Source organism: Corynebacterium glyciniphilum AJ 3170, from assembly GCF_007673095.1.
Classification (GTDB): domain Bacteria; phylum Actinomycetota; class Actinomycetes; order Mycobacteriales; family Mycobacteriaceae; genus Corynebacterium.
Map to the genome: position 1 here is coordinate 104770 of NZ_VDYZ01000005.1, position 14167 is coordinate 118936.

General features: G+C 67.1%; 13 protein-coding genes. 5 read left to right on the top strand and 8 right to left on the bottom strand.

All coding sequences use genetic code 11. The annotated features are described in order from the left end of the window. The first annotated feature begins 96 nt into the window (after positions 1 to 96). Genes FS507_RS06295 through FS507_RS06305 form a run of 3 tightly spaced genes read left to right on the top strand, consistent with a single transcriptional unit; the run spans position 97 to position 3208 of the window. Entirely contained in the window at positions 97 to 948 is an 852-nt protein-coding gene (locus tag FS507_RS06295) for a MetQ/NlpA family ABC transporter substrate-binding protein (protein WP_145941947.1), read from the top strand. Next, the gene (locus tag FS507_RS06300) at positions 945 to 2312 is read left to right on the top strand and encodes a M20/M25/M40 family metallo-hydrolase (protein WP_145941948.1); all 1368 of its coding nucleotides are present in this window, start codon (positions 945 to 947) and stop codon (positions 2310 to 2312) included. Before FS507_RS06295 ends, FS507_RS06300 begins: the two co-directional genes overlap by 4 nt. Next, the gene (locus FS507_RS06305) at positions 2309 to 3208 is read left to right on the top strand and encodes a hypothetical protein (protein ID WP_145941949.1); all 900 of its coding nucleotides are present in this window, start codon (positions 2309 to 2311) and stop codon (positions 3206 to 3208) included. Before FS507_RS06300 ends, FS507_RS06305 begins: the two co-directional genes overlap by 4 nt. Here the strand turns inward: FS507_RS06305 and FS507_RS06310 are convergent. From FS507_RS06310 to FS507_RS06340, 7 genes are all read right to left on the bottom strand, one after another. After that, the gene (locus FS507_RS06310) at positions 3174 to 3602 is read right to left on the bottom strand and encodes a hypothetical protein (RefSeq protein ID WP_145941950.1); all 429 of its coding nucleotides are present in this window, start codon (positions 3600 to 3602) and stop codon (positions 3174 to 3176) included. The two genes, FS507_RS06305 and FS507_RS06310, sit on opposite strands and share 35 nt — an antisense overlap. A 107-nt stretch (positions 3603 to 3709) precedes the next feature. Next, the gene (locus FS507_RS06315; RefSeq protein ID WP_145941951.1) at positions 3710 to 5440 is read right to left on the bottom strand and encodes an ABC-ATPase domain-containing protein; all 1731 of its coding nucleotides are present in this window, start codon (positions 5438 to 5440) and stop codon (positions 3710 to 3712) included. A gap of 90 nt (positions 5441 to 5530) precedes the next feature. Continuing rightward, on the bottom strand, positions 5531 to 6448 hold the full coding sequence (locus FS507_RS06320; RefSeq protein WP_145941952.1) for a nitroreductase family protein: 918 nt from the start codon (positions 6446 to 6448) through the stop codon (positions 5531 to 5533). After that, positions 6445 to 6885: an SRPBCC domain-containing protein gene (locus FS507_RS06325; RefSeq protein WP_145941953.1), complete on the bottom strand. Its 441-nt coding sequence runs from the start codon at positions 6883 to 6885 to the stop codon at positions 6445 to 6447. The genes FS507_RS06320 and FS507_RS06325 overlap by 4 nt, the downstream gene beginning before the upstream one ends. Continuing rightward, positions 6882 to 7202 carry a hypothetical protein gene (locus FS507_RS06330; protein WP_145941954.1) on the bottom strand — a complete coding sequence of 107 codons (321 nt, stop codon included), beginning with the start codon at positions 7200 to 7202 and terminating at the stop codon, positions 6882 to 6884. The genes FS507_RS06325 and FS507_RS06330 overlap by 4 nt, the downstream gene beginning before the upstream one ends. A gap of 18 nt (positions 7203 to 7220) precedes the next feature. Then, the gene (locus FS507_RS06335; protein ID WP_440130341.1) at positions 7221 to 7931 is read right to left on the bottom strand and encodes a LuxR C-terminal-related transcriptional regulator; all 711 of its coding nucleotides are present in this window, start codon (positions 7929 to 7931) and stop codon (positions 7221 to 7223) included. 62 nt (positions 7932 to 7993) lie between these two features. Beyond that, complete coding sequence (locus tag FS507_RS06340) at positions 7994 to 9277, bottom strand: ATP-binding protein (protein ID WP_186314582.1); 1284 nt, start codon at positions 9275 to 9277, stop codon at positions 7994 to 7996. 136 nt (positions 9278 to 9413) lie between these two features. Between FS507_RS06340 and FS507_RS06345 the strand changes: the two genes are divergently transcribed. Next, complete coding sequence (locus FS507_RS06345; protein ID WP_186314583.1) at positions 9414 to 10670, top strand: PspC domain-containing protein; 1257 nt, start codon at positions 9414 to 9416, stop codon at positions 10668 to 10670. 170 nt (positions 10671 to 10840) lie between these two features. On the opposite strand, the gene FS507_RS06350 is transcribed toward FS507_RS06345, so the two are convergent. Next, positions 10841 to 12259 (bottom strand): CitMHS family transporter, encoded by a 1419-nt coding sequence (locus FS507_RS06350; protein ID WP_145941957.1) that lies wholly within the window; start codon positions 12257 to 12259, stop codon positions 10841 to 10843. Between the two features lie 133 nt (positions 12260 to 12392). Here FS507_RS06350 and FS507_RS06355 point away from each other — a divergent pair, with 133 nt between their 5' ends. Further along, positions 12393 to 14117: a sensor histidine kinase gene (locus FS507_RS06355; protein ID WP_145941958.1), complete on the top strand. Its 1725-nt coding sequence runs from the start codon at positions 12393 to 12395 to the stop codon at positions 14115 to 14117. The last annotated feature ends 50 nt before the right edge of the window (positions 14118 to 14167 follow it).

The window sequence follows — 14167 nt, forward strand, 5'->3', positions numbered from 1 at the left end:
TGTGCGTGTCGGCGACAGACCCCCGGCGACAGAGGTATAGACCAAGTGGTCTAGTGTGGTGTGGGTATGACGTTCCACCACAACGAGGAGGCCACCATGATCAGTCACACCACCACCGTCCGACGCGTTCTGCGGACCGCGGGCGCCGCCACCGTCGCCACCGGCCTGGCAGTCGGTCTCGCCGCGTGCGCCGACGACGGCGCCCAGCAGGAGGAAGGCACCATTCGCGTCGGCACATCCCCCGGGCCCTACAGCGAGCTGCTCCGGGAAGGGGTCGTACCGATCCTCGAGGAGGACGGATACGAGGTCACCTTCGACGACTTCACGGAGCTGCAGCAGGCGGACATCGCGCTGCAGGAGGGCAGCGTGGACCTCAACGTCGACCAGCACACCGCCTACATGGAGGCCTTCAACCGGGATGCAGGGGCGGACCTGACGTCGATCACGCCGGTCCCGACCGTTCCCGCCGGACTGTACTCGTCAAACCACGACAGTCTCGACGACATCGCCGACGGGCAGACCGTCTCGATCCCGGAGGACCCGTCGAACGCCTCCCGTGCGTACCGCATCCTCGCCCAGGCAGGCTGGTTGACGCTCAACGACGACGCCGACGAGACCGAACTCAGTGCGGAGGACATCGCGGACAACCCGCACGACCTGGACATCAGCACTCTTGATTCGGCGTTCATCTCCCGCGGGCTCGACGACGTGGACTGGGCCGTGATCCCAGGCTCCATGGCCTACGCGTCCGGCGTGGACCCGGAGCTGCAGCTGTTCCAGGAGGAACTGCTGCCCGAACTTGAACTCGTCGCGGTGGTCCGCAGCGAGGACGCAGACTCCGAGTGGGCCGACGCGGTCGCCGAGGCGTACCGGTCCGACGAGTTCGCCGACTACCTGGAGGATCGCGGCGAAGACGACTACTGGTTCGTTCCGGAGGCGTTGAAGTGACCGGCAACGGGACCAGAACAGAACTCTTCACCGAGTCCCTGGAGCTGCTGCAGACGCTGGTCCGCAACGCGTGCGTCAACGACCTCACCCCGGACTCCGGTCAGGAGGTGCGTAACGCCGACACCCTCGAGGACTTCTTCACCGCAGACCCCGCCGTCCGTGACGCGGTGACGATCACCCGTCTGGAACCCCGCCCGGGACGTACCAGCATCATCGTGACCGTCGAGGGCAGTGATCCCGAGGCCGAGCCGCTCACGTTCCTCGGGCACACCGACGTCGTCCCCGTCGACCACGCCAGGTGGACCGTCGACCCTTTCGGAGCAGACGTCATCGACGACAGGATCTACGGTCGGGGCACCGTCGACATGCTGGGACTCACCGCCCCCATGGCCGTGGTCACCCGCGAGGTCGCCCGCGCCGCAGCATCGGGGACCCCACCCCGCGGGACGTTGACCTTCGTCGGTGTCGCCGATGAAGAGGCCCGCGGCGGCCTCGGAGCGAAATGGCTCTCCGAGGAACACCCCGACCTGTTCAGCTGGCGCAACTGCATTTCCGAGACCGGAGGCTCACATTTGCCCGTCTCCGACGGATCGGATGCCGTTGTCGTGGTCGTCGGTGAGAAAGGTGCGGCCCAGCGTCGGCTGCATGTCAGCGGCGACGCCGGGCACGGATCCCAGCCCTTCGGCAGGGACTTCACTGTGGCAGGGATCGCGGAGGTGGCCCGACGCATCGCCGCCCACCGTCCCGTGGTCTCGGGCGACCCGCTCTGGCGGGGATTCGTCGAGGCGTTCCGTTTCGACCAGTCCATCAACGACGCCCTGCTCACAGGTGCGGACGATGACGCGTACCTGGAGTTCGGTGAACTCGCGCGCTACGCCGACGCGGTGTCACACCTGACCATCGCGCCGACCGTGCTGCGCGCCGGGCAGGCGATCAACGTCCTGCCGTCCAGCGCCTACCTGGAGCTCGACATCCGCCCGCTGCCGGGCCAGACCGATGCCGATGTCGACGCCGTGCTGCGTGACGCTCTCGGTGACATTGCCGGGGAGGTGGAGATTGAACGTCTGATCTCGGAGCCCGCAGAAGTCTCGACGACCGACTCCCGGCTCTACCGGACGATCGAGGACACCGTCGGGGAGTTTTTTCCTGATGCCCAGGTCGTCCCTGTTCTCGCGGCGGGTGGTTCTGACCTGCGCTTCGGTCGACGGTTGGGAGGGGTGGGCTACGGTTTCGCCCTGAATGCCCGTGACCGGACGCTCGCCGAGGTCAACGCCCAGCTGCATACCCATGACGAGCACCTCCCTCTCGAGGACCTGGATTTGACGGTCAGGGCCTACGCCAGCCTGGTAGACAGATTCCTGTGAGGAGAATTCAGGGAATCAGGACATTGTCTGTCGCGACGGCAGGGGTTTTCCTCATCGCCGGTTGTTCTTCCGGAGATGAGGATGCGCCGACACCGACTTTCGCGGAGCAGGCTGAGGGGTCTGAGGATGTCGATCCGGCTGCCTTCGAGCGGAGCGGGACGGCATCGTTCGACTACCGTACCGGTGACGAGGGGACAGGCATCTGCATCATCGACACGGAAGCTGCGGTGACCTGTACCGGAGGCGTGCCGGATGATGCCCCGGACATCGAGGTACCGCCGTTCGAGCAGCAACGTCCCGGTGCGGCGAGGATCACCGCCGACGGGATCACCTACACGATGGTCGAAGGAGCGTCGCCCGCTCCCGCCGCCCTGGAGCCTGGCCAGCGGGTCACCGTGGGGGATGTCTCCTGCGAGATGAGCGAGGACGCTGAACTGAGTTGTGCCGTCGGCGAGACAACCCTGGACATCAGCGGGGACGACAGCACGATGACTCTCACCGGGGACGTCCTGGATCACGAGTACCGTGTGAATGCCTCTGAGACCTCTGAGGCCTCTGCGACTGAGACTCCGGAGCGCCCTGCAGGTGTCGACGGTGACTACTCGGAGACAGATGAACTGGTCTCGGCCGGCACCACCTGCGGGGCGGCATCGGGGAACACCCTGGTGGAGATCCGGGAAGGATCCGTGTCCTGCCTGGACGCCCAGGCGGTTGTCGACGAGTACCGTGAGCGACGTGATTCCGAGGGCGGTGGCAACACCCTGGCGATGCGAGTAGGGGAATGGGACTGCTCGAGTCCCACAGCGGGACGCGCCGCCGATCTCGACGCGGGTGAGATCTGCTACGGCCCGGACGACGTCGTCATCGCGACTCCCCCAGGATCCGTACAGCCTTAGGCCCGACGCCGTGCCAGGACGCCAGTTCGTCCTCCGTGACACCCTCCAGGTCCGCCAGACAGGTGATCGCCCTTTGGACAAGTGCCCTGGTCGCCGGCGTTCCGATGCTCTTCGGAAGATCACCCACCTGTCCGGCGACCGCGGCGTCGGCGGCGTGCAGCCGGTCGGCCAGGGCCTCAGGTGCCGCAGCGAACCATGCCTGCCGTACCAACGCATTGGACTGCATGCCGTTGACCTCGTCCAAAGCGACGTCATCCTGCTCCGGGACACGGAGGATCTTCTCCGGAGTCACCGTGGCGAAAGGCACGCCGCAGACCTCGAACACCCCTTTTTCGACCTCCACGACATCAGGGAGGGCGAGGGCTGCCTTACGGATCTGTGCCGGAGTCGTCATGGATGTCATCCTAACGGCACAGGCCCGGCCCCGTCCGGGAGTACCGGCGGGAAATGTGCACCATTCCAGGTACGCGCCAGTACCTGTGAGCGTACCGGGAGAGGTGCCTACTTCCGTCTCCTGAGCCCCCGGTACCGGTTGACCGCGGCGGCGATCTCATGGCGGCGTACACCGGCCAGGCGCCCGGGATGCCGACCTGCGCCGTGGGCGGAGAGCGTGTCCAGGCCGTCGCGGCCGACACGGTCGACGACAGCATCGACAAGCACAGACAGCGGGGAGGAACCGTCCAGGTCCAACGCCCCCAGGGCGGCAGCGACGGCGTTCGTCTGGGACGGGTCGACCAACTGAGACCAGGCGGACAGGTCGATGAAGTCCTCGCCCACGCGAATACTGTGCAGGCCCTTCGCCTGCGGGGGACGCGGCCCCTTGCCGCCGCGTCCCGGTGACGAGAACGATGTGCGCCCCGGAGTCCGCTGCGTCGGCAACTCCATCGCGTCGCCCGCAGCAGGTTCAGCGAGCTCCCGTGCCCGGTGTGTGACATCGACGGGACGGTAGTTGTCGAGCATGATAACCGTGTCCGCGACGTCGACGAACATGCCCGACCCGCCGGCCACCAGCACGGTCGACACCCCGTGTTCCTCCCACAGCGAGCGGACCCGGTCCACCAGAGGGGTGATCGGTTCCTTCGCCGACGGCACGAGAGCGCGCATCCGGTCGTCGCGGATCATGAAGTTCGTCGCCGAGGTGTCCTCGTCGATCAGCAGCGACGTCGCCCCGGAATCCAGTGCCTCGACCAGTCCGGCGGCCTGGGATGTGGAGCCCGAGGCGTTCGTCGTGGAGAAGCACCGGGTGTCCGGGGTCTTTCCCGCGCCGGGGAGATCATGCAGAAACGGGGAGATGTCCACGTCGGTGACGGCACGTCCGTCCTCCGCCCGCAACGAGACGGCATCGGCGTCGGTGACGGCGAAGTCCCGGCCGTCGCCTGGAACGTGGTTGTAGATGCCGAGTTCCAGTGTGTTGAGCAGGGTCGATTTTCCGTGGTAGCCGCCACCGACGATGAGGGTGACACCTTTCGGCACACCGAGGCCGGTGACGGTGCGGCCCGATGGCAGTGTCACGCTGTGCCGCAGAGACTCCGGGGAGGAGAAGGGCACGGCCCCGGTGAGGGGGAGTTGGGAGTTGCCGGCCGCCCGGGGCAGGACGGAACCGTCGGCCACGAAACCGACAAGCCCCAGCTGATCCAGCGACGCGCGCAGGAACTCCTGGTCCAGGTAGGTCTCGTGCGCGAGTTCCACCGCCTCGAGCGCGTCAGTGTCCAGGTCGAGCAGGGCGTCCTGCACCACGGTGGGCAGTACCTCGCAGAGCAGTGACGCCGCAGCCCGTCCCCGGATCCGCCGTCCTTGTGCGGGCAGGGCGACCTCGAGCCGGACGGTCACCCGGTCGTCCGGTACGGAGATGACCACGCTGCTGCGGTCCAGGACCTGCTGCCCCGGTGCATCCACGGCGAGGAAACCGGAACCTTTACCGCCGGACGGATTGTGCTCGCGCAGGGAGGAAGCGATGCGGCGCGTCAGGTGGTCGCGCACCGGGATGTCCGGGAAGTCCGGGAAGTCCGCTATGCCTGTCTCAGAGAACGGAACGCTGACCTGCACCAGCGACGGTGGTGCGAACGGGTCTGACTGCACCTTGTCCACCGACAGCGTCACCGGCGTGCCGTCGGGCGTGGCGACCCGGTGCGTGCCCCGGAGACGCTTGTATCCGCCGTACCCGGAGCCGTCGAGGTCGATGAGGGTAGTCCTGAGGTCGTTCTTCCTGTCGGAATGGTTGTCGCGGGCCATGGTTCCGCAGCCTAGCAACCCCACAGGTTGGCACGACCGCCCTGTGGGGTTGCTACGTCGATGCTGATGCCGACCTCGATGGCGGGAGCGTCACTTCAGCCCGAACCCCGCCTTCTCCAGGAACTCGCGGATCAGGTGGCGTTTCGTCTTCGTCGCGGCCTTCTGCGACACTCGGTGCAGGGTCTGGTCGGACCACCTCGGATGCTGCCCGTAGCGGGCGAAGTAGCCGGCGAGCGCCTCATCGTAGTCGGCGAGCAACCGGGCCCGTTCCTGTGCACCGGCCTCGTCAGACCGCGCGTTGTACCGGTCATGGTGGACGACCAGCTCCATCGGCAGGCGAGGTTTCACCCCGGCATTCTCCTCCGGATCGCCGTAGCCCAGCGCCAGACCGAGGAACGGCACGACGTCCTGCGGAATGCCGAGGATCTCCTGGACCGCGCCGATGTCATTGCGCATCGAGCCGAGGTACACCGTGCCCAGTCCCAGGGACTCGGCGGCGACCGCGGCGGTCTGCGAGGCGATCCCGATGTCCAGCACGGAGGTCACGGGCTCATCTAGGTAGTCCAGCGACCCGAGGTCGTGGGGTGGCAGGGAGGACACGCCGTGGATCTCCGTGGCGTCACCGGGCGTCCCGGTCTCGGCGGCCTGCTCCGCCTGCGCGGCGTGGAAGCGGATCTGGGAGAAGTCCACCAGCCACAGCAGAAGAACCGGCGCAGTGGCGACATGCGACGACATCCGCTTGCCGATGCCCGCCAGCTCCTCCTTCACCGCGCGGTCGCGCACGACGACCACTGACACGGTCTGCTTGTTCGACGAGGACGGCGCGGACTGCGCGGCGGCCAGGACCGTCGACAGCACGGTGTCGTCAACCTCCCTGTCCTGCCACAGGCGCACCGAGCGGTGTGCGGTGATGGTCTCCAGGGTGTCATTCCACTCGGTCGGGGACCAGGGTTGCGGTTGTCCGTAGCGCTCGGTCAGGCGGTCGTCCGGGGTGGGGTGCTCGGTCATTCAACTCCTCCGGCGTCGGCAGGGGCCGTGAACATGGTGCGCAGGCGTTCCAGCGCGTCCTCCCAGTCGGGTCGTGCGGCATCGGCGATGGTCGCGGATTCGGCACCGTGAATCGTGGTGGTGAAGGTCAACGAGGTTTCCTCCCCTTCGGAGTCGAGGTCGAAGCGGAGGGTCTCGTTGTTCCAGCTGTACTCCAGTACCGACGGAGGGCGGAACACGGTCACCTGACCCTGTCCGATCGTCCCGTCCGAGATGAAGGTGAGCTGTCGGCCGGCACCGAACACGAGCAGTGAGCGGTCGTAGTCGAGGACGTCGCCGAACCAACGACGCAGCTGTGACGAGCGTGTCAGCGCGCGGAACGCCCGGGTCGGCGTCGTCGGCAGCTGCACGGCCAGGGTGATCGTCGCAGGATCCATGCGTGTACTCGCTGTCGTCACATCGGGTTCAACGGCACCTGACGGGACGCCGCCGTGCCGCTGTCGATCTGCCAGGTGAGCTCGGGCTCGTCGTCAGCGTGTCCACCGACGAGTTCAGCGAGCTTCGCGCGGACGGCGGTCTCGAGGTCCTCGAAGTCATCTCCCCAGACGACGGCACCGTCCACGCCCACCACGGCGGCGCACCAGGCCGTGCCCGCCGCTTCGACGTCGATGGTGTCGTCTGAGACGTCGCGGGCGTCGAGGTTGTCACGGTCCTCTTTCACGACGTTGACGGTGTAGCTGGTGTTGCTGGTGTTGCTGGACTGCCGGTTGCTCATGCCCCCACTTCTACACTCTCATCCCAGTCTGTTGTCGGACACCCACCGTGACAGGGAGTGTCGGTTGGTCTGCTGGGTCTTCCGCAGGACGTTGGAGACGTGGGTCTCCACCGTCTTCACCGAGATGAACAGCCTCCCGGCCATCTCCCGGTAGGTGTAGCCGCGGGCGAGGAGACGCAGGACCTCCTTCTCCCGTGGGGTCAACGTCGACAGGACGCTCTGGTCGGCGTCGTCGGGGAGCGGGGTCGGCTCCACGCTGTCGGACGGTTCGGGCGCGTCGTCGACCCGGGGTTCCTCTGCGGGGCCGGCGGTGAACGCGTCGAGGACGTAGCCGGCCAGGCGTGGGGAGAACACCGCGTCACCGGAATGCACCCGCAGGATGCTGTCGACGAGTTCCTGCCCACTGATGTTCTTGGTGACATATCCCCGCGCCCCGCCCCTGATCAGGGAAATCACGTCCGTGGGATCGTCCGAGACGCTCAGACCGAGGAACCGGGGGCCGTCTTCGGTGCCGTCGGTGTCGCCTGTGTCGTCTGTGTTGTCTGTGTCCTCCTGGAGCTGCCGCAGCACCTGCAGCCCCCCGCCGTCGGGCATGTGGACGTCCAGCAGCACGACCTGCGGGGCGGTCTCCCGGATGCCCTTGACCGCGTCGCCGACGGAACCGGCTTCTCCGACGATCCGGATCTCCGGCTGACCCGTCAGCTCGGCACGCACCCCGGTGCGGAACATGGAGTGGTCGTCGACGAGGAACACCGCCACTGCCTCCGCGTTCCTGTCTGCTTCAGCTTCCGTCACCGTGTCCGCCCTTTCAACGTCAGAATGACCTCGGTGCCGAACTGCCCCGAGTCGATCTCCACGCTACCGCCGACGCGGTCCATCCGGTCCAGGATCGACGAGCGCACCCCCTGACGGTCGTCGGGAATGTCCTCGACGGCGAAGCCGGGGCCCCGGTCGCGGACGAACAGCTCCACCGCGCCGTCGTCGGAGACCTCGAGGTAGACGTTGACCTCCTGGCAGCCCGAGTGCTTCGCGGCGTTGACCATAGCCTCACGTCCGGCGAGCAGCAGTGCGACGGAGGCGTCGTCGGTGTCCCGGTCGTCGCCGACGATGACCGGGCGGATCTGCACGCCGAAGGTGTCCTCGACCTCGCCGCAGGCGACACGCAACGCGCCGAACAGGGTCTCGGTACGCACGGACTCGCCCGGGGCGAAGAGCCACTGGCGCAGCTGGCGTTCCTGGCTGCGGGCCATCTGCGCGATCTCGGGTTCCGCGGACTTCTTCTGGATCAGTGTGAGCGTCTGCAGGACGGAGTCGTGGATGCGGGCGGCGATACGCGCCCTTTCTTCCTCGGCGGCGCGTTCACGGGCGCTGGTGTTCGCCATGGACCACAGACGCAGCCACAGGGGAATCAGGACCACGACAAGCCCGAGGATCAGGGCGACTGCCGCGATGAGGGCGGGGATGATCACCCCGCCGGTGCCGTCGGTGGCGGCCTCGTCGATCCGGATCCCGAAGACGGTGTAGCCGATGCCGATGGCCAGCAGCACCAGGCCACCGACCAGGCTCACCCACTGCAGCCCACCCGGCACACGGCTCGGCGGCCCCTGATGCCCGGGAGCCCCGGCGAGGGCATTCGGCCCGAAGGTCCTCCACACCAGCAGCACGCCACCGGCCAACAGCAGCGCACTCACGGCGACCTGGGGCTTGGTCGCGGCTCCGGCCAGGAACAGGACGACGGCCAGTACAGCCAGGAGCCGGTCCACTCCGGCGACGGGTCGGTTGATGAGGTCCGGGTCGAGCCCGCGGCGGCGGGCGGAGGAGGTGGCAGTGGACGTGGAAGCCTCAGCTGCCGACCCGACGCGTGTGGTGAACACCCACAGGGCGCCGTAGGCGATCACACCGACGCCGGCGACGGCGTTCGCCACCGCGAAAACCAGGCGGACGACGGTGAGCCGTACACCCAGGTGGGCGGCCAGGCCGGTACACACCCCGGCGATGAGCTTGCCGTCGGCGACCCGGAACAGGTCCGGTGCCGGCGCGCCGGGGCGTCCTTTCGGGACGGGGAGGTGGGACATGTGTCCAAGACTGCCAGGACCAGACGGCTCAGGGTATCGGGGACCACCCTGAGATCCGGCGGGAACGACAGGATCAGGGTGGATATCCGGGGCATCCCCGATGTGGTTGGCTGGAGGTCCGCGAAGAATGAGGACCATGAGTTACGGCACACAGTCAACGACCCCGGGCACGGGCAGTCCCCGGGGCACCTTCGAGTCCACCGTCCGCCGGATGTGGGAGACCCGCCCCGTCCGCTTCCCGCGCAGCCAGTCGACCAGGTCCTGGTTCTTCGGGGTGTGTGAAGGCATCGCCGTGCGCTACCAGGTCTCCCCGCTACTGGTGCGGCTGGTGTTTGTCCTGACGGCCTTCCTCGGCGGCGTCGGCGTGTGGGTCTACGGGATCGCCCTGCTGGTGTTGCGCCGCTACACCGTCCCGAAAACCCCGCTGGACGTGCTGATCCGCGGGGAGCGGGACCCCCGCTTCGGCGAGGACCGCTCCCTGGCGGTCGGGACGCTGATCGTCGGAGCGGTGTTCCTGGTGTTCGGGGGCATCTTCAGCGGCGGCATCACCCTGACGGGCCTTGTGGTGTCCGCCGCGCTGACCGGGGTGGCCTGGTGGCTGCTGTATGAACGTCAGCCGGTGGCTCCCGCCGGCCTGCTTGACCGGGACGACCACCGGGCGTCGTCACCTACTGCGCCCAGTACGTCCACTGTGCCGGACGCACCCTCTGCGGACGCCACGACGGCCCCGGACGAGCAGTCACCGACGATCGACCTGGGCGGTGTCGCCGCCGCACCGGGTTTCGAGCCCCCGCGCACCCAGCCCCCGTCATGGGATCCGTTGGGGACGGCGCCGTTCGCCTGGGATCTGCCGGATCCCGGTGAGCCTGATCCCGTCGAAGCCGGGCAGGCGTCAGGCGGACCGAAGAAGAAGCGCCGTGGGCTCAAGGCACTGGTCGTCGCCGCGGTACTTGCGGTCGTCCTCGCCCTCGTCGCCGGTGTCATCGCGCTGGGAGCGGTGTTGTTCCCCCGGTGGGGCGGCATCACGTCGGTGGACGGCAGCTCCACCTCCGGGACTTTTGGTAGCGGCACAGAGCGGGTCAACGCGGTGGACAGCTACCGGGACTACACCTACACGATGAGTTCACCGACGCTGGACTTCACCGGAGCGACGGTGAACCAGGACAGTGAGATCGATCTCACCACCACCATGAGCTCGGTGGAGATGGTCTTCCCGAGAAACACGGACGGTCCGTCCTACCGGGTGCGCGTGACCTGTGACTCGACCACGATGAGCAATGTCGACTGCAATACCTTCGACAACACTCTGGTCGACGGGCGTGGAGACGAGGAGTACTCGGTGACCGTGAATATCGCCGCCACAATGTCAGAGGTCAGTTTCACCCAGCGGTGACTGTGGGGCCAGGAAGTCAGCGGGTTCGGCGACGGAGGCGGCAAGCATCCCGCTTGCTGCATCTACAAGGAAGTGGTCAGCGGGCCGTCCCGATCTACGGCGACGATGGTGATGAAACCCCGAGGTCGCCGACGCGGTGGGAAGGCAGACGGTCGTCTCCTGTATAGCGTCTAGCCGACGTGGAACGGGATCGGCCCGACGAGGACGCCGATGGCCAGCATGACCAGGGAGACCACGACCGCCCGCCACAGCACCTTGCGGTGGTGGGCACCCAGCTCGACGTTGGCCAGGGAGACCAGGAGAAGGATCGCGGGAACCAGGGGGGACTGCATGTGGACGGGCTGTCCGGTGATCGACGCCTGGGCCATCTGCACCGGCTCGATCCCGAAGTGTGCGGCACTTTCGGAGAGGACGGGGAGAATGCCGAAGTAGAAGGCGTCGTTCGACATGAAGAAGGTCATCGGCATGGACAGCAGGCCGGTGATCGGTGCCAGGTACCCGCCGAGGGAATCGGGGATGACCGAGGTGATCCACTCCGCCATGGCGGTGACCATGCCGGTGCCGTCCAGCACACCGACCAGGACGCCGGCGGCGAGCACCATGCCGACGACCGCGACGATGGAACTGGAGTGCGAGACAATCTCGTTGGCCTGGTCCTTCAGCTGGGGGAAGTTCACCGTCAGGGCGATCGCGGCACCCACCATGAAGACGTAGGCCAGCGGGAAGAGGTCGGCCACCAGCAGCACCATCACGGCGACGGTGAGCACGAGGTTGAACCACAGCAGTTTCGGTCGCAGTGTGGCACGGTTCGGGTCGAGCATGGTGTCGGCCATCGACGTGTGCATGGACGCGCCGGCGGTCTCCGTGCCGGAACGGTCCGTCATCCCGGTCAGGTGGGACGTTTCGAGGCGTCCGAGCCGTCTGCGTTCCGCCTGTCCCATGAGCCACGCGAAGACGAAGCAGATGACGAGACCTGCGGCCAGCGACGGCAGCATCGGGACGAAGACCTCGGACGGTTCGACCCCGAGGGCGGCCGCGGCGCGGACGGTGGGGCCGCCCCACGGGACGATGTTCATGGTGCCGTTGACGAGGCCGGCGACACAGGTCAGGATGACCGGGCTCATCCCGAGGCGGAGATAGAGGGGGAGCATCGCCGAGGTGGTGATGATGTAGGTCGTGGACCCGTCACCGTCGAGCGAGACGACACCGGCGAGGACGGCGGTGCCGAAGACGATCTTGGCCGGGTCGTTGCCCAGGATCCGGGTGATCCACGTGATCAGCGGGTCGAACAGTCCGACGTTGATCATGATGCCGAAGTACATGATGGCGAACATGAGCAGGGCCGCTGTCGGCGCCATGTCCTTGACGGCGTCCATGACCATGTCTCCGATGCCGAAACCGGCGCCACCGACCAGGCCGAAGATGGTGGGCACGAGGATCAGGGCCAGCATCGGGGTCATGCGGCTGGTCATGATCAGTGCCATGAACGTGAGGATCATGAGGAACCCGAGCGCGACGAGGATCCCGTCGGACGGTGTGTGGCTCAGGTTGTAGTCTGCCGCCAGCAGCAGACTGTCTGCGGTGGTCATCGCATCTCCTTCAGGTGTGTCTGACCGGACAGAGTGAGCCTAAAGTGACCGGGGACACAAGACGACGGTTGTGTGCGTTAGATCATCTTGTGTGCAATCAATGACTTGTGTGCATTGTGCTCACGGTGACGGAATGCCGTGCCGTAGACTTCCTGACGTGCGTTTTTCGACGAAAGTTCTGCTCCTGCAGCTGCTGACGGTTTTCGCCGTCGTTGCCGTGTGCTCCGGCATCTTCGCCTGGATGTCGGTCGAGCGGCTGAAGCAGGAGGCGATGACGTCTGCGGTGTCGATCGCCCGCTCCGTGGCGGAGGACCCGCAGGTCCGTTCCGGTGTGACGGCGGGGGACGCAGGACGGGGGCTGGCCGATCTCGCCGCTGGCGTGGAGAGCCGTACAGGCGCTCTCTTCGTCGTCGTCACCGATGCCGACGGAATACGGTTGGCGCACCCTGAGCCGGAACGGATCGGTCAGCGAGTCAGTACCGACCATGAGGCGGCGTTACGGGGCGAGGAGGTGACGGCCTGGGAAACCGGCACACTCGGTCATTCCGCTCGAGCGAAGGTGCCGGTGTATGCCCTCGATGATTCGGTACGGGACGTCTCCGACAGTGCGCCGGTGGGGGAGGTGAGCGTCGGTTTCCGGCGGGCCAGTGTCTTCGACGACCTGCCTCTGGTCCTGGTCGGGGTAGGTACGGCCGGGGTCACCGCACTTCTCATCGGCGTCGTCGCCAGTGTCCTGATGCAACGGCGTTGGGAGCGGCTCACGCTGGGATTGCAGCCGGAGGAGCTCGTGGATCTCGTCCGTCACCAGTCCGCGGTCCTGGACGGTGTGGAGGACGGCGTGCTGTCACTGAATCCGGACGGCCGTCTCGAGGTGTTCAATGAAGTGGCCTCACGACTGCTCGGTATCGACCCGGTCGGTGTCGACGGGGTCCGTGACACGTGCGTGGAGGACCTCGGCCTGCCACCCCGGGTTGCCGGGGAACTCGGCGTGCTCGGACGCCACGATCCGTCAACCGTGCGGACGGTCTCCTTCGACAACGTGGTTGTCGGCGGGCGAGTGCTCTACCTGGATGCCCGCCCGGTTGTCCGGGCCGGTCGGCACCTGGGAACGGTGGTCGTTGTCCGGGACCGGACGGACCTCGCCGCGCTGACACGCAGACTCGGTACGGTCCAGGCACTGAGCTCGACGCTGCGGGTCCAGCGACATGAGTTCGCCAACCGGATCCACGCGGCGTCGGGGCTTCTCGACGCGGGACGGCTGGACGACGCCCGTTCCTTCCTCCGCGACATGGCCGACCGTGGGCCCGTGGATTTCCCGCTGCAGGGTGCCGAGCTTCTCGGCGAGCCGTTCCTCCAGTCATTCCTGGGTGGGAAGGCGATGGAGGCCAGCGAACGTGGTGTCAGCCTGCAGGTGGGGGAGGCGACACTGGTCATCGATGTCATCGGTGGGCCGGGAGCGGCGGAGGACGTCGCCACGGTGCTGGGTAACCTGGTGGACAATGCGGTCACCGCGGCATTGTCAGCGCAGGGAAACCACCCGTGGGTCGAGGTGACGGCGATGCAGGACGGGGACGCGCTCACCCTGGTGGTGTCCGACTCCGGAGACGGACTGTCCGGTAGCCGGGGGACAGAAGCCGGACCTGACGTTGACGCCGTCCACGGCCACGGGATCGGGCTCACCCTGACCCGGGACCTGGTGGCACGTCGGGGTGGTGCTCTCTGGATCATCGACCCGGGCGGTGGATCCCCGGGACAGGGCGCGGTGTTCGGTGTACGACTTCCCGGTGTGTTCACGACGGTGCCGGATGACATGGCAGATGAGAGACCCGACGATACCGAAGGCGAGGAACAGCAATGACGTCGAACTCGACACCGCCGGAACTGCGGGAGCCCCGACAAGGCGCGCGT